19 protein-coding genes are annotated in these 22,257 nt (G+C 40.6%); 8 read left to right on the forward strand and 11 right to left on the reverse strand.

All coding sequences use genetic code 11. The annotated features are described in order from the left end of the window. Positions 1–70 precede the first annotated feature (70 nt). Both sspA and KO525_RS17905 read left to right on the forward strand, forming a co-directional pair. Complete coding sequence (gene sspA, locus KO525_RS17900) at positions 71–694, forward strand: stringent starvation protein SspA (protein ID WP_215965208.1); 624 nt, start codon at positions 71–73, stop codon at positions 692–694. 15 nt (positions 695–709) lie between these two features. Continuing rightward, positions 710–1,165, forward strand: coding sequence for a ClpXP protease specificity-enhancing factor (locus KO525_RS17905; protein ID WP_215965209.1), 456 nt, complete (start codon positions 710–712; stop codon positions 1,163–1,165). Between the two features lie 63 nt (positions 1,166–1,228). Here the strand turns inward: KO525_RS17905 and KO525_RS17910 are convergent, their stop codons facing one another. Continuing rightward, the gene (locus KO525_RS17910; RefSeq protein WP_215965210.1) at positions 1,229–1,747 is read right to left on the reverse strand and encodes an NUDIX domain-containing protein; all 519 of its coding nucleotides are present in this window, start codon (positions 1,745–1,747) and stop codon (positions 1,229–1,231) included. Between the two features lie 291 nt (positions 1,748–2,038). Here KO525_RS17910 and KO525_RS17915 point away from each other — a divergent pair, with 291 nt between their 5' ends. The 3 genes from KO525_RS17915 (at position 2,039) to KO525_RS17925 (ending at position 5,306) form a co-directional block, all read left to right on the forward strand. Continuing rightward, positions 2,039–2,740 carry an SIMPL domain-containing protein gene (locus KO525_RS17915; RefSeq protein ID WP_215965211.1) on the forward strand — a complete coding sequence of 234 codons (702 nt, stop codon included), beginning with the start codon at positions 2,039–2,041 and terminating at the stop codon, positions 2,738–2,740. 380 nt (positions 2,741–3,120) lie between these two features. Continuing rightward, a complete protein-coding gene (locus KO525_RS17920; RefSeq protein WP_215965212.1) occupies positions 3,121–4,662 on the forward strand; it encodes a diguanylate cyclase in 1,542 nt (513 codons plus the stop codon). Positions 4,663–4,688: 26 nt separating this feature from the next. Beyond that, positions 4,689–5,306: a hypothetical protein gene (locus KO525_RS17925; protein ID WP_215965213.1), complete on the forward strand. Its 618-nt coding sequence runs from the start codon at positions 4,689–4,691 to the stop codon at positions 5,304–5,306. 131 nt (positions 5,307–5,437) lie between these two features. On the opposite strand, the gene KO525_RS17930 is transcribed toward KO525_RS17925, so the two are convergent. The 7 genes from KO525_RS17930 to KO525_RS17960 form a co-directional block, all read right to left on the reverse strand. Continuing rightward, positions 5,438–6,541: a phosphoribosylaminoimidazolesuccinocarboxamide synthase gene (locus KO525_RS17930; RefSeq protein WP_215965214.1), complete on the reverse strand. Its 1,104-nt coding sequence runs from the start codon at positions 6,539–6,541 to the stop codon at positions 5,438–5,440. Between the two features lie 109 nt (positions 6,542–6,650). Further along, positions 6,651–8,273 (reverse strand): methyl-accepting chemotaxis protein, encoded by a 1,623-nt coding sequence (locus KO525_RS17935; RefSeq protein ID WP_215965215.1) that lies wholly within the window; start codon positions 8,271–8,273, stop codon positions 6,651–6,653. A gap of 221 nt (positions 8,274–8,494) precedes the next feature. Then, positions 8,495–9,262 (reverse strand): ABC transporter permease, encoded by a 768-nt coding sequence (locus KO525_RS17940; protein WP_215965500.1) that lies wholly within the window; start codon positions 9,260–9,262, stop codon positions 8,495–8,497. Further along, complete coding sequence (locus tag KO525_RS17945; protein WP_215965216.1) at positions 9,262–10,212, reverse strand: ABC transporter ATP-binding protein; 951 nt, start codon at positions 10,210–10,212, stop codon at positions 9,262–9,264. Before KO525_RS17945 ends, KO525_RS17940 begins: the two co-directional genes overlap by 1 nt. A 10-nt stretch (positions 10,213–10,222) precedes the next feature. Further along, positions 10,223–10,867, reverse strand: coding sequence for a flavin prenyltransferase UbiX (locus KO525_RS17950; RefSeq protein WP_215965217.1), 645 nt, complete (start codon positions 10,865–10,867; stop codon positions 10,223–10,225). 16 nt (positions 10,868–10,883) lie between these two features. Next, a complete protein-coding gene (gene mpl, locus KO525_RS17955; RefSeq protein ID WP_215965218.1) occupies positions 10,884–12,260 on the reverse strand; it encodes a UDP-N-acetylmuramate:L-alanyl-gamma-D-glutamyl-meso-diaminopimelate ligase in 1,377 nt (458 codons plus the stop codon). A gap of 76 nt (positions 12,261–12,336) precedes the next feature. Beyond that, entirely contained in the window at positions 12,337–14,757 is a 2,421-nt protein-coding gene (locus KO525_RS17960) for a zinc-dependent metalloprotease (RefSeq protein WP_215965219.1), read from the reverse strand. A 234-nt stretch (positions 14,758–14,991) separates the two neighbouring features. Between KO525_RS17960 and KO525_RS17965 the strand changes: the two genes are divergently transcribed. Beyond that, complete coding sequence (locus tag KO525_RS17965; protein WP_215965220.1) at positions 14,992–15,972, forward strand: class 1 fructose-bisphosphatase; 981 nt, start codon at positions 14,992–14,994, stop codon at positions 15,970–15,972. A gap of 218 nt (positions 15,973–16,190) precedes the next feature. Beyond that, positions 16,191–16,658 (forward strand): hotdog fold domain-containing protein, encoded by a 468-nt coding sequence (locus KO525_RS17970; protein WP_215965221.1) that lies wholly within the window; start codon positions 16,191–16,193, stop codon positions 16,656–16,658. 57 nt (positions 16,659–16,715) lie between these two features. Here the strand turns inward: KO525_RS17970 and purU are convergent, their stop codons facing one another. The 3 genes from purU to KO525_RS17985 all read right to left on the reverse strand — a co-directional run bounded on the left by purU (position 16,716) and on the right by KO525_RS17985 (position 21,097). Next, the gene (gene purU / locus KO525_RS17975) at positions 16,716–17,567 is read right to left on the reverse strand and encodes a formyltetrahydrofolate deformylase (protein WP_215965222.1); all 852 of its coding nucleotides are present in this window, start codon (positions 17,565–17,567) and stop codon (positions 16,716–16,718) included. 129 nt (positions 17,568–17,696) lie between these two features. Beyond that, positions 17,697–19,748, reverse strand: a complete 2,052-nt coding sequence (locus KO525_RS17980) for a DUF3857 domain-containing protein (protein WP_215965223.1) — start codon at positions 19,746–19,748, stop codon at positions 17,697–17,699. After that, positions 19,745–21,097: a hypothetical protein gene (locus tag KO525_RS17985; protein ID WP_215965224.1), complete on the reverse strand. Its 1,353-nt coding sequence runs from the start codon at positions 21,095–21,097 to the stop codon at positions 19,745–19,747. Before KO525_RS17985 ends, KO525_RS17980 begins: the two co-directional genes overlap by 4 nt. Before the next feature lie 179 nt (positions 21,098–21,276). On the opposite strand from KO525_RS17985, the gene KO525_RS17990 reads away from it, so the two are divergent. Continuing rightward, positions 21,277–22,200 carry a manganese-dependent inorganic pyrophosphatase gene (locus KO525_RS17990; protein ID WP_215965225.1) on the forward strand — a complete coding sequence of 308 codons (924 nt, stop codon included), beginning with the start codon at positions 21,277–21,279 and terminating at the stop codon, positions 22,198–22,200. The last annotated feature ends 57 nt before the right edge of the window (positions 22,201–22,257 follow it).

The raw sequence follows: 22,257 nt of genomic DNA on the forward strand, positions 1-22,257 counted from the left end.
AAGGGGTGTTTAACCCCTTTTTGCGTAATTTAATTTAAGTGGCGAAAGCCCTAAATTTATGGAGATTTAAATGGCAGTGTCTGCAAACAAAAGAGCAGTAATGACCTTATTTTCTGGTGCTAACGATATGTATAGCCACCAGGTCCGCATAGTGCTAGCAGAAAAAGGTGTCAACGTTGATATTCATTATGTAACGCCTGACAACATGCCTGAAGATTTATATGAAGTTAATCCGTATGGTAATGTTCCAACTCTAATTGATAGAGAACTAGGCCTATACAGAGCAAATATCATTAACGAATATCTTGACGAACGTTTCCCTCATCCACCACTGATGCCTGTTTATCCGGTTGCCCGTGGTCGTTGTCGTTTGATGATGGATAGAATTGAGCAAGATTGGTATTCGTTAACGCGTAAAATTGAAGCTGGTGATGATTCAGCTCGTCAAGAATTGAAAGAGAGCATTTTAGCAATCGCGCCAATTTTTGCAGAACAGCCATATTTCATGAGTGAAGAATTCAGTCTTATCGATTGCTATTTAGCACCATTATTATGGCGTTTGCCTTCTTGGGGCATCGAGCTTGAAGGCATTGCGTCTAAAGAAGTTAAAACGTATATGCTACGTGTATTTGAACGTGAATCTTTCCAAGCATCTTTAACAGATGTTGAAAAAGATATTCGCGCGACGTACTAAGTCAAGATGGATAATTTGACGTCAAATCGCCCTTATTTGTTGAGGGCGTTTTATGATTGGATTTTAGACAACGACTGTACACCGTATATTGTTGTGGAAGCCGATTTACCGCATGTAAGTGTACCGCCTCAAACCGTCAAAGACGGACAGGTGGTATTAAACGTGAGTCCTGGTGCTGTCAACGCGTTAAATATGGATAAAACACAATTAACCTTTTCTGCTCGATTTGGTGGTGTGCCGCATGACGTTTATATCCCAATGTATGCCATAAGTGCTATCTACGCTAAAGAAAATGGTGCCGGAACTATGTTCCCGCCAGAAGATTTACCAGATGATCTAGAGCAAGATTTAGATGGTGATCCATTAACGACTCCAAGTGCTGTTACTGAGGTTGAATCTGCTGGAAAAGCAGCTGATGAGCCCAAAAAACAGAAACCTAAAGTAAGTCATTTGTCTTTAGTTAAGAAGTAAAAAACTTCAAAGTAAAAACCGCCTTCATGGCGGTTTTTTTATGCCAAAACACTAGTTTGCGATTTAGACATTGCCTGCTAATTTAGTGACATAAAGTTGCAGAGCAGCTTTTAATGAGTCAAATCCAAATTGACTAAAGTTTATCTCGCTTATTTTTATCCATTTTGCCGCAATTAACTCATCATGTTGGATAGTAATGTCTGGCTTAGCATCTAGTACGGCATAAAAAGTAGTGTCGACAGTGTGATATGTAATTGAATCGTAAAGGTACGTGTTTGAGCCTGAGCAGAGATATTTCCAATTAGTAATCCGAATACCTAGCTCTTCTATTGTTTCTCGTGTGAGGGCTTGTTCAAGTGTTTCGTCAAAGTCGGTAAATCCCCCAACTAAATCTAGGCAGCCTGCGGCGGGTTCTTTTTTTCGTACGTTTATTAAAATTTCATCCCCGACATGAATAATACCCGCTACGGCACTAGCCGCGTTATGAAAGTAGGTCTGGTGGCAATCAAGACACTTAAAGAATCGATTGTCAGGCATTTCAAAATGATGACTTTGGCAATAAGGGCAATTTTTAAAATTCATAATTAAGATATTTGAGACTCAGAGAATACTGACCCTAACACGAGTGCGTCGCCAGACACCAACAAAAACAAGCTAAGTAGTGCTTTCGACAAGTAAATTTATTGCGATATTAGCTTTGCAGTTGTCATTTAGGGCAATGGTAAAATAAGCCCAATTGCAACGGAAATCGAGTTGTAATCAAGTGATAGTTACCTAAAAAGTACAGTTTTTAAGTGTAAAACTTGCTTTATTCTTAGTGAACTTATACAAATTGCCGTTGTCGAATCACTAACTATTGAACAAGGATATTTCATGAGATTCATCCCGTTAATTTTATTTTTTGCCGTTTTTTTATCGCCTTTTGTTCTTATTGCAGAGGGACAACCCAGCTTTCCGTTTTTGAGTGTGGTTGGTCATGCTGAATATGAAATACCGCCAGATAAGTCAGAGGTCAGTTTTCGGATAGTTACGTTCGCAGAAGAGTCAGAAGATGCCGTTAAAAAAATCGTCTATATTTCTAATCATGTGAACAAGATTATTACGGAATTGGGTATCGACCCTAAACATGTTAATTCGTTTGATATAACAAAAAAAGCAAAGCGTTTTCGCCATAGAGAGTCTCAAAACGAACTTCAGATTTTGGGCTACGAGATGAACCAAAATTTTAATGTTGTGATATTTGATCTATTGGCATCAGAAAAACTGGTGAATAAACTGTTAGTCCTCAACGGAGTTGAAGGCATTAACGTTACGTTTGACTTACAAAGCCGAAAAGAAATAGAGCAAAGGTTGTCAGTATTAGCCGGTAAAGATGCCAAACAACGCGCAGAAAACCTCGCATTGGGAGTTGGCGCTACCATTGGCTCTGTTTATTCGGTTAGAGAGCAGGGGCGAAGTTATCAAGCATTCGGTGTTAGACAAAATTCTTCGATGAGAGAGAACTTGTCAATCAACCCGCCTGAAACGATTACAGTAACTAAGTCTATTGAGGTTATCTATCGTATAAATCCTTAGTTTTTTGTTACGGAATTAGCCGGTTAACTTTTTGACATACGACAGAGGAGTGTAAGTCGTAACTCGATTTTCATGCTGTATTTGGGATGGTTTGGAATTTTTTCTGCGAACTAAGAAATACAGACTATACTTTCTTTTTAATGTACCGACATTTAGCGAAACTATGCATTTCCGATGTTATTCACGTCAAAGGAAGCTAGTTATTAAGTATTTTCAGATGGCGAATTCCGATTGGCAGCAACGAAAAGCGATGAAGTAAAGCGAATAGAGCGCCATTACAGAGCGACATATAGAAGATCAGCCCATTGTTTTTTTGGCATGTACTTAGTAAGCACTAATTGTGACTACAACCTCACCAATAATAATAAGAGGGTTGTCTAATGGAGTGGAAGACTGTTACATCCACTGAACGAGATATAGAAAGTCATATTCGAAATAAAGAACGTGTCGCCTGCGACCACTTATTTAATGTTCAAGCGCTTTACGACATCCGCTTAAAAGATATTGTAATTTTTACAGTCGTATACATATTGCTCGCGAGATTTAGTCAAAGCTTTGCGATTGCACCTAGCCATGTCAGTCCTATTTGGATCCCCTCTGGAGTCTTGTTTGCATTAGCCTTAAAGTATGGCGTCCGTGTTTGGCCGGGGGTTTTTGTCGGCGTATTATTTAACAATATTTGGACCTATTCGAGCTCAACTGCATTAATTGATTCTTTGATTGCTGGGGTTTTTAATGGCATAGGTGATGTTTTTAGCATCATTGGCTCCGCGGCACTTATTTATCATTTAACCAAAACAAATAACCCATTGCATCGCAAACTACATTTTGCCATTTTTGTCGCTGTCGGGGTCATATTAGGGCCCCTAATTAGCGCTTTGTTTGGCGTATTGGGGCTATCTGTTTTTGATTTTATTGGTTATAAAGATTTGATCAATATGTTTTTTACTTGGTGGATCGGTGATGCAGTTGGCGTGTTGGTATTTACGCCATTATTGATCTCTTGGTTTAATCCTGAACAGATTCATCATAACCATAGCGCTTTGGTGTTCTTTATTATTGCGTTGCCCGCTAGTATAGCGACGGCAGCTATTTTTGACTTAATAAATATGCCTGTTGAAGTGATGTTCTTGAGCACTATTATGTTGCCATTGCTGTTAGTTACTATGGTCCATTATGGGCAGCGCATACTTTTTACAATTCAACTGATTGTGTTAGCAATCGCGGTTACTGCAACATCACAAAATTTAGGCCCTTTTGCCGTGGGGGACAGCAACCTGTCTCTTATTCAATTGCAGTGGTTTGTTGCTATTTTTTCATGCTCCATTTTTGGTCTAGCGGTTGTGACCTATGAAAATCAAAATGCCAAAGAAGTCATTTTTGAAAAAATGAAGGAGCTAGAAAAATTATACCGAACGGATAACTTAACCGGCGTCGCAAATCGGCATCTCATCACAGAGTTTATTAATCGTGAATTTTCACGTATGGCTCGCACCAACTTACATTTTGGGGTGATATTAATCGATCTGGATAATTTCAAACTCGTAAACGACAAGTTTGGGCATAACGTTGGCGATCAGGTATTAATACAAATGTGTGAAGCGATTCAACTGCAAATCCGAACAAATGATTTGCTCGGGCGTTGGGGCGGCGAAGAATTTATTGTGATTTGTGACAACATTGACCGAGATGGTTTGATGCATGTAGCTGAGAAAATAAGAATTATGATTGAAAATTCTACATTTGAACAATACCTCAGTCTAACCATCAGTTTAGGCATAACACTAGCGGATCAAAACGATACGATAAATACGTTAACAAAACGCGCAGATGATGGCTTGTATACTTCGAAACGGAATGGTAAAAATTGCTCTACCTATGTCGATGGTAGTCATAGTGATTTATCAACGACCACGAAATAATTGTTTTGAAATACGAGAGCTCTGTAATGGAATTTGACAAAGAAAAATACAAAATTTGGAAGTTACCTCACCCAATGTTAATACACTGGGTAGTAAACCCTGGGCTAGCTTTTAATGAGCTTATCTTAGGACAACGAATTCCTAAGATAACCTTAATAGATAAAACCAGCGACGCCCCGTTAATGGAGCGGCAATATATTCCCTGTCCACACTGCAATACGATTCACAATGGCTTGTTATGGGCTAAACGAGGCGCCTATAAAAACTGGTTTGGGTTTATGTGCCCTTCATGTGAAAACGTCATTCCATGCCTTTGGAACTTTACAAGCTTGGTTCTATTGGCTATTACCTTTCCAATTTGGGGCTGGTTTCGTAAACCGTTAAAAACAAAGTGGTTGAAATTTAAAAAGGCAGAGTTACTAAATAGTCCCGAAGCTGAACTTCCAACAGCAAAACAAACGCCTTGGCTGAAAATGGGTCTTATTTATGGCGCACTAATGTTTTGTTTTACCGCTGCACCAAAGATCGTTAGTGGTGAATTGACCTCGACAGGTATTGCCGTGCAAGTGGGTATTTGGCTCTTTGCGGGCTTGGCATTTGGTGGTTTAATGAAATTGGTATTAGGTCGTAGTAAAGTGCAATAAGGGCTGGTGCTTTAATTTGCAATTGAAAGTGGGCTACCTTTTTGGAGAAAGTCGTCACCAAAGATAGAACAAAATAGGTAAATAAAAACCCGCTCAAGTCAGCGGGTTTATTGTATTTACGTACTTATAACCTATTTAATTAAATCAAATTGCTCGCGTAATACGTCGATGATTTCTTGTTTTGGATCCGAAGATAAAACGATTTTCTCACCAGTTATTTTTTCTGCAATATTGCGATAGGTTTCTGAAATTGCCATGATAACGTCTTTTGGTAAATCATTGTCTCGTGCTAATGCTTCGCGTTCAGGCATACGGTTTTTATTGAGTAAGATATCTGGATCTGGGAAATAGTTTAACAAGGTCTGTCTAAAACCTTCTTTAGAGTTTTCTACAACTTTACCGTCACGGTAACTTGGTCCATCCCAAATACGCGATGAGTCTGGGGTTCCGACTTCATCCATATAGATCAACTTATCGTTACCTGATGCGTCTTTGACATAGCCAAATTCAAATTTAGTATCGACAAATACTTGGTCAATTTGCTCCAGAGCGTCACTGATAAGGTTGAACCCTTCCTTTAGTAACACTTCATAGCGAGCGACATCTGATTCTTTTAAGAAGTTAAAAGCTTCGTAGTTTTCTAAAATATCCTGACGTCGAATATTTACGTCATCGGCTTCAGGCACATTAGGGATCCCTTTTAGAATACCTTTTGTAGACGGCGTAATTAATATTTCAGGTAACTTTTGATCTTGTTGCAAATTGTCAGGCAAGGCGATGCCACAAAATTCGCGTTCACCTTTTTCATAGCTGCGCCACATCGAGCCTGTTATATATTGACGGGCAATGGCTTCAATCATGACAGGTTTTGCTTTTTGCACTATCCAGACAAATGGATGTGGGATATCCAAAATGTGGCTATCAGCTAATCCCTGTTCTTTAAATAATCGGAACCAGTGATTAGAAACGGCATTTAGTGCAGCGCCTTTCCCTGGAACACCTTTGATCCCACCTTCACCGTGCCAGATGCAATCAAATGCCGAGATGCGGTCACTGATAACCATAATGGCCAAAGGAGCGTCAGATTGAACGTCATAGCCTTTTTCTGCAATCAGCCGTTTGCTGTCTTGCTCGGTAAGCCAATAGACGGAACGTACTTTTCCGCTATGCACAGGCAGGTCGGTTTTTATTGGAAGATCATTATTAACTGCTAAAACGGAACTGGCTAAGCTCATTTGGGATCCTAAGGTGGTAACGAAGAGTCGATTTTGCGCGAATTTTAGCAAATGCAGCGAACAACAAAAAGACTACAATGCAGTCTTTTTGTCGAACTTAGTGTTAATTTTACAATTTAAACTTAGATGCCGCTTCAAGTAGGTCGTCAGACAGGGTATGTAGACTCTTAGAAACGTCACGAATGTCGTCTAGGGCTTCTAATGAATCACCGATTGAATGGTTCATGTCGTCAACGTTTTGGGTAACGGTTTGCGCGACCATCGTTTGCTGCTCAGTTGCGGTGGCAATTTGGGTATTGAGCTGATTAATCGTTTGAATATGCGTCGCAATTTTATTAACTGATTCACCGGTCTGTGCTGCAAATTCTTCATTTCTTTGTGCTTGCGTACTGGCACTTTCCATTGATTCAACCGACGCACTTGCTGCCTCTGTTAGGGCATTAAGCAATTCTCTAATTTCCGTAGTCGATTTAGATGTACGACTTGCTAATTCTCTTACTTCATCAGCAACCACGGCAAAACCACGGCCTTGTTCGCCTGCACGGGCAGCTTCAATAGCGGCGTTTAACGCCAATAAGTTTGTTTGTTCAGCGATAGAAGTGATTACATCTAAGATTTTGTTTACGTTCTGCGTATCTTGAGCCAGCTTATGAATGACGTTAGACGCCACTTTAATTTCGTTATTGAGCGCTTGCGACACGGCCATAGTTTGATTCAAAATTTCAAGGCTTTGAATTGCTTCTTGTTCTGCGTTAGTAGTCGCGGTTGCCGCTTCATTAGCCGAATTTGTTATTTCAGCAACACTTTGGCTCATTTCAGTCATGGATTGTTTAACATGGGTCGAGTCTTCGCCTTGTTTATGCATGGCCGATTCTGCAACTTCCATTCGTTGGATTAATCGAGTGGAGTTGTCCAATAATGGTTGAACCACCGACATAACGTCACTAATAGAGCCTCTTAATACCGCCATGAAACGATTAAAGTTGCGCGACATTTGGCCAATTTCGTCATTGCTTTCAACAACTAAGGTGGACTTTAAATCACCGTCACCATCAGCTAACTCGCGTAAGGTTTCCGCTGCTACTGATGCTGTTTGTTTAATGCCTTTACCGATGACAATGCCTAATCCAACAATGATAAACACGAGAACAACAGATACGAGAACACTGGTGAAAATGGCGTTTTCTGATCGGGTTTTGGAATCTTCGGCCAACTGTGAATATTTATTGTCAGACTGTTTTTTGTATTGCTCTAAATTGCTTGTCAGTTGTTCAAAAAGGTCCGATTTAACTTTAGCTTTTTCTTGAACCACCGCAAAATCGACGTCACCTGCAATAAAGCTTTTGACGATGACTTTGGCAATCTCATTGTAGTCTTTTAGTGTTGATTTAAATTCGTTGAGTTTGGCGCGCTCCGCGGCCTGCTCGAGACGTTGAATAGAGTCGATGTTTTTTAATAAGCGCTCGTATTGTGCTTCTGCGCTATTAATTAAGTCTTCATCACCAAACGTAACTGCCTGGGTGTAGGTTTCATCTATTTTGTTGATAATAAAAGAGTTAGCAGTAGATAACTGGGCTATTTCATATCGGCTGTTTTTTAGTTCATCTAAGTTTTTATTATTGGCACTGATGGCAGTTGCATTTAAGACGATAACAACAATTAGCGCTACTAGTGCAATAACTGTAATGACATTTATTTTAATAAAGACACTTAGATTTTTAAAATTGTCCACGTGATCAAACCCTTTAATATCCGGAGGCGTTGTTTTTTATCGACCCAAGTGGTCATTTCTTTAGTCTAATTATCAACTATGCATTAAAAAACAGCCTACTTCATAATAATCAAAAAAATTAGTTAACAACATATAGTTATAGTTGAATAAAGGGGAGTGTAAAGTGCAGATGGGATGAATCGAGGTAAAAATAGGATTTTTACCTCGATTTTAAATTTTTGTTACGAACGAATACCAATACCACGATTTATTAACATCATTGCGATGGTGAAAAATATCACAGCAAAGCCAATGATCATTGCAAATGCGAATGTCAAATTGACGTCAGTTACGCCCAAAAAACCATAACGAAAGGCATTAACCATATATACGATTGGATTAATCTTTGACACGGTTTGCCAAACTTCAGGTAATAAAGTCAGGCTATAGAAGACACCACCGAGATACGTTAGAGGGGTAAGCACAAATGTTGGTATGATTGATATGTCATCAAATGTATTGGCAAAGATGGCGTTAATTAACCCCGCCAACGCAAAAACCATCGCCGTGAGCAGTACTGTTGAGATTAATACAAAGTAGCTATGAATATGAATATCAACAAAAAATGTCGCAACGAGCGTTACGATAATGCCCACTAACAAACCACGTAACATACCACCACCAATATAGCCTAAAACAATAATGTAATTAGGCACAGGTGCAACGAGCAACTCTTCAATGTTTCGTTGAAACTTGGCACTAAAAAATGAGCTCGCTACGTTTGAATAGGAATTTGTAATTACAGACATCATGATCAAGCCTGGCACTATAAAGGCCATGTAATCAAACCCGCCCATTTGGCCAATGCGCTCGCCTATTAGGCTACCGAAGATGACAAAATAGAGTGTCATAGTTATCGCTGGTGGGACTAAGGTTTGAACCCAAATACGGAGAAATCGTGTGCATTCTTTAATTAAGACGGCATTAAGCGCGACTGAATATTTGCCAATCATGATTTGTCTCCTTTGTTCGCTTTTTGTTGTTTGCCGTCTTCTACAAGTTTGACAAATAATTCTTCAAGTCGATTGGACTTATTGCGCATACTCAATACTTGGATATTCTGACTGGTTAATTGAGTGAATACGTCGTTAAGGCCCTTTTGTTTTTCCACCGACACTTCAATTGTGTGGTCGTCGATAATAGAGTAAGTAAAATCGGTTAACTCTGGCGCTTGGCTAAATTCAACCGTATCTAAAATGAAAGTTTCGATATTGAGTTTTGACAGCAAACTCTTCATATCGGTGTTTTCACCAATCTCACCTTTATCGATAATCGCAATGTTACGACACAGCATTTCTGCCTCTTCGAGGTAATGCGTTGTCAATATTATCGTGATGCCTTCTTTATTAATTTTATTTAGAAATTCCCACATACTGCGGCGGATCTCAATGTCTACACCTGCGGTTGGCTCATCTAAAATTAACAGTTTAGGTTCGTGCATTAAGGCACGTGCAATCATTAGTCTGCGTTTCATTCCGCCAGAAAGTGAACGTGCAGCGTCGTTGCGTTTTTCCCACAAATCAATCTGTTTGAGGTATTTCTCTGCTCGAATATGCGCTTCGCCGCGCTCAACACCATAATATCCAGCTTGGTTTAATACAATTTGTAAAACGGTTTCAAACTGATTGAAGTTAAATTCCTGTGGAACTAGGCCGATTTGCGCTTTTGCATCTTCAAGCTCGGTATCGATGTCGTATCCAAACACCTTTACTGAACCCGATGATTTATTCACAAGTGAACTAATAACGCCAATTGTGGTGGACTTTCCTGCACCATTTGGGCCTAACAGGGCAAAAAAGTCACCCTGTTCAACACTAAAAGTAACCCCTTTAAGTGCTTCTACCGTACGATTTTTAGAACGATAGGTCTTTTTTAAATCTGATATTTCTAAGGCTTTCATATCGTTAAGTTTACTTTTTATTTGTATAGCCCCAACGTGGGACTAAAGTTTGTTCAATTCGGAGGTGGTCTAACATTCTGGCGACCATAAATTGCACTAAATCGTCAATGGATTTTGGCTGATGATAAAACCCAGGTGCTGCGGGCATTATAGTGACCCCCAACCTTGAAAGCTTTAACATATTTTCTAAATGGATAGCGGAAAAAGGTGTTTCACGGGGGACCAAAATAAGGTTACCACGTTCTTTTATAACCACATCTGCCGCTCGCTCAAGTAAATTGTCACTGGTGCCATTGGCAATGGCCGATAAAGTACCGGTGGAGCACGGGACTACGATCATATTTTTAGGTGCAGCCGAACCCGAGGCTGGGGGAGAAAACCACTGATCTTTTCCCAACACACAAATTTGCCCAGTGGCACTGTTGAAGTAGTTTTCGCACCATTTGCTTGCCTTTTCAGGGTGAGCGGGGATATCGAGTTCAACTTCAGTTTTAAATACCACTTTTGCTGCACTTGAAAACAACAAATAGATTTGATGATTGGCGGCAACTAACTGTTTAATTAGCTCTAAAGTATAAGGCGCGCCAGATGCACCAGTTACACCAATAGTCACTTCACCTGCAAATAGGGTCGGACCGGAATAAGGCTGTGTCATCTCATTCTCCATGGCGTTAGTTTGACGCAAATTTTGTATTTAATTGATTAGTAATTAGCTGGTGAATACCCGAAAACCCACCATTACTCATCACCACTATATGGTCATTTGGTTGGCAAATTTCAATCACACGTGCAACTAAACTTGATATTGACGTTTCGATAGTGGTTGGTGTTGTCGAGTTAGACAAACGTTCTGCCCAGTCTAAATCTTTTTCGAGAAACAGAAAAACCTGATCTGCGTTTTGCCACGAATCCGCTAATGTATCTTTATGCACACCCATTTTCATTGTATTTGAACGAGGTTCTATGATGGCAATGATCCTGCGTGTCCCAACTTTTTGGCGAAGTCCAGCGAGAGTGGTATTGATTGCTGTTGGGTGATGGGCAAAGTCGTCATAAACTTCAATGTTGTGCTGATTGTAAATTAGTTCCATGCGTCGTTTGGGGCTAATGAAGTTCGAAAGTGAAGCTATCGCTTGCGCTGTTGTCAGTCCAGCATGGTGAGACGCAGCCAAAGCCATTAACCCGTTGTCGACATTATGTTGACCCGTTAATGTCCACGCCACTTGGCCTACCAATGTTTGTTGGTAATAAACGTCAAATCGACTGCCGTCAGTTCGGCCTTCACTATTAGGCATTAGCTTTGCCTGCCAATCGGCATGATCACCGACTAATTCAACATCGCTCCAGCAACCGCGTTGAAGTGTTTCGGTTATCGCATTTACATGTTTTGGTGCAATGATTTTACCGGTTGAAGGCACAGTCCGAACCAAGTGATGAAACTGGGTTTGGATAGCGCTTATGTCTGGAAAAATATCAGCGTGGTCAAATTCTAAATTATTGATCGTGACCGTACGTGGTAAGTAATGCACAAACTTAGAGCGTTTATCAAAAAATGCAGTATCGTATTCATCGGCTTCAATAACAAAAAATGGAGACTTACCGGCACGGGCCGAAACCGAAAAATTGCCAGGCACCCCGCCAATGAGGTAGCCAGGTTCTAGTCCTGCGTCTTCTAACAACCAGGCAATCATGCTTGAAGTTGTGGTCTTGCCATGCGTTCCACTCGAAGCGATAACCCAACGGTCTTTAAGAAGGTGGTGTTTTAGCCACTCTGGACCAGATGTATAAGGTATGTTTCTATCAAGGATATATTCTACAGCTGGATTGCCCCGCGAAAGGGCATTGCCGATTACGACAACATCAGGTTGAGGGTCAAATTGGCTCGTGTCCCAACCTTGGGTTAGTTCAATGCCTAATTGCTCTAATTGAGTCGACATGGGTGGGTAAACATTTTGATCAGAGCCCGTCACTTTATGACCTAGCTCTTTGGCAATAGCCGCGATTCCGCCCATGAAGGTACCGCAGATCCCGAGAATATGTATATGCATGATTTTATTACATGATGGAGTTTGTAACAGGATAACAAAAAGGCGACTTGTTCGTCGCCTTGGTTTACATTTTTTTCTAAATTGGCGAACCTGGCGGCAACTTAGGTGCTTTAATTAACGGCTGCCATTTACGGTGTTCTAAATACCAGTCAATGTGGTGCTGCAACAAATAAAGCGTCGTGTCACTGTGAGCTGTTTTCTCGACAATCGACACGGATAACCAATTTGACATACCTTTTATGACTTTCAGTGTTGCCGATTTTATTTCAATACTTGATGATTCATTGGTTAATAAGGTCATTAGGTTTTCAACCGTTAATGCTGATAATCTTTGATAAACAGGAGCTTGGCTACTATCCGTTGGCAGTGTTTTTACTGTGCTATCAACAATCGTTTGCAAGTATTCGGTGAGCGACCAGTTGCTTTGATCTTGGCTATGTTGAAACGCAATTCGGTTTAGACGAGCAGGGTCTAATATGGCCTGCAGCGTATGTTGCGCGTTGGCGCTTGCTAATGTTATTGGATCAAAAACTAAACCCATTTTTGATGGCGCACTTTCCCTATTCTTATAGCTGCCATAGGCTTTAGGTGTAATTAGGGTTAAGGCTGTTTTAGGTATGGTTAGATTATCAAAAGTTAACGTGGCCATGAGCTGCTCTAAAGCAAAACGTTGACGTAAAGACGTAACATTGCTGATGCCGTGGTTTTTAGCGCCTTTAATTTCGTAATGATAGTCCACGCCGCCAATGAGTTTTGCTGCAGCAGTGACTTGGAATCGATGAAATAAGTAAATAGGGACTAAGATTTCTTGTAAATCACTTAATGGTTGGTTTGCCGCTAAATTGTTAAGGCCAAACTGAGCTAGGGCAACCTTTCTTATTTCTAGCATACGTTGCAGTTCAATTGCAGGATCTTGACCATTATCCCATAAATGTCCATCTGGATTAGCACTGCTCATCGCCCGTGCATCTGGGTCCGACATATAGCGTAAGCCGGCATTTTTTGCTTGTTCGACAAGTTTTGCAAGAGCTTCGGTTTCGTTGCCATCCTTACCAAACTCGGAATAACCATACTTGATGACATAGTGATCCCAGTCACCGACACCATGGGTATAGGCTTGCGAAAGGTCTATTTTTCCGTCAATAAGTACTGCATTTGGATGTGGGTAGTCCATCACAGAGGCGCGATTATTAACCGACGCCGAAAAGTTATGCGCTATACCTAACGTATGGCCAATCTCGTGCGCAGAAAGCTGTCTGATACGGTCCAAAGCCATGCTTTTTATCGCGTTTGTGTCGGGCTTGTCTGAAGTAAATGGTGCCGTAAGTCCCTGTGCGATGAGATAGTCTTGGCGCACACGTAGTGAACCTAATGTCACATGGCCTTTAATAATTTCTCCGGTTCTGGGATCTATAACCGATGCACCATAACTCCAGCCTCGCGTAGCGCGATGAACCCACTGAATCGTATTGTAGCGAACGTCCATTGGATCGGCATGGGGCGGTAACATTTTTATTTGAAAAGCATCAATGTATCCGGCGCTTTCGAACGCTTTATTCCACCATTTTGCACCGTCTAATAATGCCGTTTTAACAGGTTCTGGCGTACCTGGATCAAGATAATAAACAATTGGTTTTATGGCCTGGCTCTTTGCCTTATTTGGGAAACGTTTTTGTAATCGATGTCGAGGGATATATTTAACGTCCATAGATTGGTCTAGTGAGGCTGAGTAATCTTTATGGGATACGCTCCAAAAACCACTGAATGGGTGAAATTTACGTGGTTTGTATTTATCGTCAGGCAATTCAATTAAAGAATGACGCATGTGAACAGTGAGCGCTGAAGGTTCTGGTGCTATTTGTTTCACAAATTTGCCAGCTTTGCTGCCCACAAATGTAATTATTGCTTCGAGTTCGGTATTTTTAGGAAACGCTTTACTGCTGCCAAAATCGACGGCACTTCTGGATTTATCAACACTGAAGGACCCCTGCTCTGTAGCGGTTAGTGTCGCGGAAACTTGGTGGATATCGCTTAAAAGAAAATCGGTGTATTCAATAAGAATGGAACCGCGAGTCTTAGCCTTTATTTCAAATCCTTGAATGATTGAAGTGGCAAATGCTTCTTCAACGCTTTTTTGTTCTGCACGATTTGTCGATGACGCTCGGTAGTCGGTATTTAGTTGCACCAATAATACTTTATTACCATGGCGTTCAAATTGAACCAAGCGAGTACGACCTAATTGACCGCGGTCTAAACCTATGTCGTTAGAGCCTAAACCGCTTGGAAGAGAACTTTGAAATAGGAAAGGTTTCTTTTCTTTGTCAACGTTAAGAAATATTTTGCCGCTATCCTTGTCATAGTAGAAGTCATAATAACCTTCGATATGCAACATATCGCGCGTGAATTCGCCGACTGAGCTGACGGCAGCAAATAACTGAAAGGTTAAAAATAAAGTGGCTATACTTAAATAACGTAACCCGTGTTTCCAAAATCGCATTTGCTAACTTCCATCTTTTATCGGTTAATGTTTAGTGTGCATTATGTTGGGAGTGATTGGAATAACCAGACAATCGTTTTTAGTAAAAAGCTTATGTAATCGTGTTGGTAAACTTTCATGTTAGGCAACTTTTGACCTGCAAAGTCGACCATTTTGATGTATCATGTTCGGAAAATTTGGCGGAATATTAGTAGTCTCTGCGTCGGCAGAGGGAATTAAAAGGGCAAAACTTATATGCGTAGATTAGCACCAGTTTTAAGAGAAGACGGCGTAGAGCTAGATTTAATTTCATTAATAAGAACCATTTTAGCAGCGTGTAAAGATATTTCGTTTCGCGTAGGGCAAGCAGACTTAGCAGGTGTTTTAGGTTCAACGCTAGACGAAAATATTCAAGGCGAAACGCAGAAAAAATTAGACATATTGTCCAACCAATTATTAAAAGACATGCTGTTGGAATCTGGGTTTGTTCGTGCCATAGCCTCTGAAGAAGAGGACTTTGTAGTAGAAGGGATCCACGGTGGTCGTTTTTTAGTTGCATTTGATCCCTTAGACGGCAGCTCAAATATCGACGTAAACAGTCTTACTGGCACCATATTTTCTATTATGCCGGTACCAGCTGACAAACCGACAGATGAACCTATTACCGAGCAAGACTTTTTGCAACCGGGTCGTAATCAAGTCGCTGCGGGCTATGTAATGTATGGACCTTCAACTATTTTGGCACTTACAACGGGCAAAGGTGTGAAGTTTTATACCTTGGATAAAACCCATGGGTCATTTTTGCTGACACAAGAAGCCGTCACCATTGAAGAAGAAACTCAGGAATTTGCAATTAATAGTTCAAATCAGCATAAATGGGAAATTCCGATGCAGCGCTATATTCGGGACATTTTAGATGGTAAGCAGGGCATTCGTGGTAAAAACTTTAACATGCGATGGGTCGCTTGTATGGTTGGCGATGTGCATCGCATTTTATGCCGTGGTGGGATCTTCACTTACCCGGCTCACACTGACGAAGTAGATAAGCCATTTAAGCTTCGCCTTTTGTATGAAGCCAATCCGATGGGATTATTGATCGAACAAGCTGGTGGATTAATATCAACCGGTAGCCAGAATATTCTTGATATACAGCCAACAGAATTGCATCAGCGAGTGCCGGTTATTTTGGGTTCAAAACAGGAAGTATTAACCTGTTTGGACTACCATAATTATTAATTGATTTGGTTTCAAATATTGACAAAAAAGCATCCTTAATTGGATGCTTTTTTGTTTCTGGCATATTTGTTTCTGGTATAGATGAGCAATAATATTTGGACTTCATCTGGTCGGATGTGTTAATTTGCCCCACTAATGTAATTCGATCATGCCGTGCTAACTGAGCGGTATTTTTCGAACATATTAATTATTTAAATCTTGTTGATAGGTGAAGGGTAATGTCTAAAAACTATGTGCTGTCGTTGTATAACAAAATGGGTAAATTACCTTTTGGTAAAAAATTGTTTAGTTTATTTGCTAGCAATAAAGCCCCGTATTTTAAGACCGTGTCTCCTTTGATCACAAAAGTGGTTCCTGGCGAATGTCACTGCCTAATCAAAAAGCGTAGAAAGGTCGAAAATCATATTGGCACTGTACATGTCATAGCTATAGCAAATGGTCTTGAAATGGCAATGGGTTTTATGGCGGAAGCATCAATACCAACCCATTTACGATGGATACCTAAAGGCATGGATTTACAATACACCGCCAAGGCCGGTAGTGATATTCGTTGCGTCGCTTTACTAGAGAATAATCAATGGCAAGTTGGCGACCTGCCAGTTGAAGTTACAGCGTATGATGAAAATGATGTTGTAGTTGTTAAAGGGATTATCCACTTATGGGTATCTGAAAAACCGAAAAAATAACCAATGCTCGGTATTTAATCGGTTTTAAATAGGCCTCTGTTTTTATAAAGCGAGGCACTAATCAGCAAAAACGACAGTCTTGTTGCCTTTAACCATTACGCGGTGCTCTAGGTGGTATCTAAGCCCGCGTGCTAGTGCCTGCTTTTCACATTCTTTACCTTTACGCACCATGTCTTGTACTGAGTCACTGTGGCTTATTCTACTTATTTCCTGCTCAATGATAGGCCCTGCATCTAAGTCTGCTGTGACATAATGGCAGGTTGCTCCAATCAGTTTTACACCACGTTCATAGGCTTGGTGATAAGGTTTTGCACCTACAAACGAGGGCAAAAAACTGTGGTGAATATTGATGACTTGGTGAGCAAACTTTTGACATAAGGTGTCTGGTAAAATTTGCATAAACCTAGCAAGCACTATGGTATCGGCTTCGTAGTCAGAGACGAACTGTTCCATTTGACTAAATGCAGAGGTTTTGTCGGCCTTAAAATCGATATGGTGGAATGGAAGTTGATACCATTGAGCGTATTTTTCCATTTCTTTATGATTAGCAATAACCGCAACAATTTCACAGTTTAATTCGTTTTCATGCCAACGATGTAAGATATCAGTGATGCAATGAGATTCTTTACTGGCCATGAGCACAACTCGATTTTTTACGGCATTGTCGGCCAATGTCCAGGTCATATCGTATTGAGTCGCTATTGCTTTGAAGTCATTCTGTAACTTGTCTTTAGTCGTGACTGTGGGATCAAAAATGATTTCGTGACGCATGAAAAACCATTTTGTTTCGCCATCAGTATGGTGATTTGCTTCGATAATCGAAATTTGGTGTTTCGCTAAAAAGTTACTTACTGCAGCGACGAGCCCAACTTGGTCCGGGCATGAAATAGTTAATGTTAATTTGTTCATAGTTTAATACTGCTTGTTTCCAATTTATCTATGATAACGCCCAATATGCCAATGTTTTAAGAATGCATCGACATATACTAGATCCCTTGCACTAACTTAACTGTTTTAGTCAGTGTTAGCTCCCGAGGGTTACTCGGGATTATTTTGTTCTGCACCTGCCTGCTCAGACAGCTTACGATTAAGTAAGTTTCGTAACACAGAACGTATCGATGTACTCGCATTTTTTCCGTTATAAACAGACAAATAAATCGCGTCTCTAATCTTTTTTATATCTCGAACATAACCTGCAACCGAAGCTGGTGGCATGGATTTTTGTTTCGTTTCATAATGATGTTTAACCGTTAACCTTTCTTTCTCAAAACTGATGTCTCTAACGTATTTGATAGATTCATTTTCGATAGTCAGTGGGTTGTTTTCAAAGGTCCATTCCACCGTTTCTGGAAAAATAATATCTACTTGTTGTGAGACTTCTGAATGATGGTATAAACCCAGTGGAAATTTACGTTGAATGGTACTAGGTAACTGGGCATAACTCGACAGAAACTCACCGTATAATGGCGTGGTAACTCGATTATTTTCGATATGCCAAAATTCAGCTATTTTGAATTTACCTGTCAATTCGACAATGTTGTTGACTGTGTCATCTACCACTTTTATGTCGTCAACGACGCTGATCCCGTGGAAGTGTTTACTGTAAAAATCCAGATAATGCTTGGTGAACTCTGTAATTGATTGGGCGGCTAACGCGCCTCTTAAGTATTCTGCTTCGTGGCTGTGGAATTTAATCGACATCGTTAGATTGACGTCATCTTCATAACCCCCTGTAGCTGCAAAAGTCTCATGCACATGGGTTTGTGAACGATGTTTAAATTGTGTTTTTAATTCAGTTAACGACTTTTGATTAGGCCTGATAACCAACGCTTGCTCAAAGCTAGAAACACCTATGTTATCCAACTTGCCTAATTGAAATGTTCTTGTGCCGTCAATCCAGTATTCTTTGCCATCAACGATGAAATAAGAAATAACATGATCAAAATGTCCTGGACTTGGTAAGTTATCGGCAATGGTTCCCCGTGATTGCATTGAAATCAGCGCTGGGTAGGCTTCAATTCCCTGTTCGGTTAATAGGTAATTTAGCAACATGGTTTTGTCTTTACAGTCACCATAACGACGCTCAAACACTTCACCTGGTTTCGATGGGATATGGCTGTTCTGGCCGGTTTCAATTCCGAAGTAGCGGACATCGTTTTGGACAAATTTTATTGCAGTTTCAATGTACTCAAATTTATCCTTGGATGTCGCTTTTAATTCATTGACATATTGTTGCAGAATTTTTGAAGCTGAATTTTGCTGTTTGTAATGGATCAAAGCCCAGTCGATAACTGACTGCCAACTGTTAAATTCACTAAATTCGATAAATGGGTAAGGGGTAAAGCCTGCCGGATAACCTTGTTCATCTAAGATTGCGAGGTTATCTTTTTGAGCCCAGGAATATTCAATGGTTGTTGCGGTTTTGTTAACCACAGGCTCGCCCGAATGTTTGTGGACTCGATATTCTAAAGGTCGGTCAAGGTCGGTAACTAAGCGCATAAAGCTCGATTGCACAGCCACGCCCCATCCCAGCGAAAACGAAGCAAAATTATTGTCGCCAAAAACTGGGTTTTTACCGTAGGTTGTAGATGCGTACTCAACAATATCGCCCACTCGGATGTCGGGAATAACAATAAAAACAGTGACTTTGCCGTCGTAAATGTTGTTATTAACTTGTTCTTCGCGTTGGAATAGTTCGATTTTACTGGTGCGAGTAAGATCCAATGTGGTTGCGCCACGTTTAACTAAAATTTTATGCAAAGCAAATGTCTGGAATTCAGGATTAAACTGCATAGAAAGTTTAGACGCCTGTTCAAGGCTTTGTTCGGTTGTGACTTTTTGTGCGACTCGCGAGAAGCTGTCGTATCGACCCTCGGATACATTAAGTTGCTCGTCACTTAGTAAGTATTGACTGCCCTGAGAAAGCTCCTTTTGTGGCTCTGGAACAGCTTGCTCTAATACCCAATCTGGTATTGGCGTAATTGAGTATTGAAATCCACCCGAGGTGAGAGGTTCATCTGAGGCAAATGCAATTCCGCTATTGGCCATTAACACAACAAACAAAATGCGAATTATCGAGGTTTTAATCATAATTTATGGTGCTCAGTAATAAAAAGTTTTGCAGGTTCGAATCCCAAGTTAGCGCTTTTTTGGACTAATTCTTGTCCTTTTAGCTCATTCTGTTTTGAGGTATCTGCCGTTTGAATAAAATATTTGCCTAATATAAACATGGCGTTTAAGTCGTTTTTAGACGACGCAAACTTGAGTAGGTCAATTTCGTTATCTGGAATTGCCTGTCTAGCTTCTACTGGAGGTTGGTAATGTTTTCCAACCGCTTGAATAATATTGATGTTTTGAGTGGCTTGCCACCATCCTGAAACTGCCTGAGTCGGTGAAGGGTGGCTTAGAATATTGTCTAAAACAAGCTGGTAAGCAGTGCTTTGATCACTTAGTTTGATGATTTGTTCTAGGCTTAGGTCAACCTGCTTAAATTCTTCTTCTGTCTCGCCGTATCTAAGTAAGGTGTCTATCAGCGTTAAGTGGGCTTCAAGCGAGCCCCTTTCAGAATAAGAGACTAGCGGTTCGATGAGTTGTTGAAGTGCATTTAAATCGTGTTGTTGTAATGCAATGTCTGCCCGAGCAACCGCAATCAGTTGCCTTAGATGTTCTGGTTTTCCAAGGGCGTCGATGACATTTTGTGCTTCGTCTACTTTTTTGGCATTTAGCAGTTTTTTTACATCAAGGAGCACAATTGGCGCATGGCTTTGTTCGCGATAGGTTTGCAACGCTAAATTAGTCGACATCTGACGCGAGACGGGCTGGCTAATAGCACTTTTATGGATTGCATACATAAACTCAGAGTTATCAAAATACTGGTATCTGAATTTTTGAGTCAAGCGGTCGAAGGTGTGCATTTTGTAAATAAAGCCGACCTCGCCTAAGATGATTTCTGACCCTAAAAGGTCAAATCCAGCGGTATCAAGGATGACATATGCTTCATCAATTTCGCGAACTTTAACCGCATGGCGCGGCGTTTGACCATTATTTTCACCAATAAGTTGCGTTGCAATTGCTTTCACATTTGTCAATAACTGCTCCGCTTTAGCCGATTCTTTGGTTTCTACTGCGCATCGGTATAACGACAATGTCGCCACTAAACTTGTGCGATTGAGTCGAATTGCATCAATGAGTCTGGACTGGTTCTCAGGGAGGCAGATTTGATTTCGTTCAACTGTGTCAAACGACCGGATAATATCGAGGTAATTTCCATAAACTTGGATGGAACCGAGTTGATTAAATTGCTCTAAAGCTAATCGCCACTGCTGAGGTGTCAATGTTTGAATTAGGTTTTTGTCAATTTTTGCAACGGTTTTTTGTTTCGTTGCTGAACAAGACGCTAGGGTTAGCACAATCGCGATTGCGGCTAAAATTCTGAACATTTCATTCCCTGAATTTGTGATAAGTATTCCCCCATACTAACCCGCGTAGACAGGATACTTCAATCTTAGACTGAATCGATTTAACTAAGGCGTTATATTTTTAGGTTAATTACTCGAATTTTGCGCTAATTTGGTTATAATTCGCGCCAATATCAAAACTACTTTTGTGAAGGTTTATCATGCCAAATTATGTTGTGGGTCATAAAATCCCAGATTCAGACTCTATCTGCTCTGCAATTGCATTGTCTTATTTGAAAACAACGTTGGGTGAACCAACTGTACCAGCGAGATTGGGTGAGTTGTCACCTGAGACGCTATACATATTGGACAAATTTGGCTTTGAACAGCCTGAACTAAAATTATCGTATGCGGGCGAGAGCTTATACATAGTCGACCATTCAGACCGCGTACAGGGTCCAGATGACATTGACGATGCAACAATCCTAGGGATTATTGATCATCATAAACTTGGCGATATCACGACAAATGCCCCATTAGAATGTTGGATCCGTCCAGTAGGTTGTACGAATACCATCATCAAAATGATGTATGACTTCCATGATGTTGAAATTCCTAAAGACATTGCAGGCGCGATGATGTGTGCAATATTAAGTGACACAGTTATTTTTAAATCCCCAACGTGCACAACGGCTGACATTAAATGTGTAGAAGCACTCGCCGAAATTGCAGGAATTGATGATCCAAAAGAAGTTGGTATGGATATGTTCAAAGTAAAATCAGCGGTTGAAGGAACGCCTGTTCGAGACTTAGTATTACGTGATTTTAAAGACTTTAAAATGAACGGACAGTTGATTGGTATCGGTCAGCTGGAAGTTATCGACTTAGCGATTTTCGATGACATGAAAGCGGATTTAGAAGCCGATATTGCGGCACTAAAAGAAGAGGGCGGTCGTCATACTGTAATGTTGTTATTAACAGACATTATGAAAGAAGGCTCAGAAGTTTTGGTGTCTAGCGACGATGCGAGCATTGTTGAATCCGCCTACGGCGTTAAATTGGTCGACAATAAAGTATGGCTTGACGGTGTATTAAGCCGTAAGAAACAAGTTGTACCACCGTTGCAGGAAACGTTCGGCGCTTAATCGCAACATCCTGCTAAAAAGGCCGCTAAATAGCGGCCTTTTTTCTCTTAAATTTTG

The sequence above is a fragment of the Psychrosphaera sp. B3R10 genome, from assembly GCF_018861025.1.
Taxonomy (GTDB): domain Bacteria; phylum Pseudomonadota; class Gammaproteobacteria; order Enterobacterales; family Alteromonadaceae; genus Psychrosphaera; species Psychrosphaera algicola.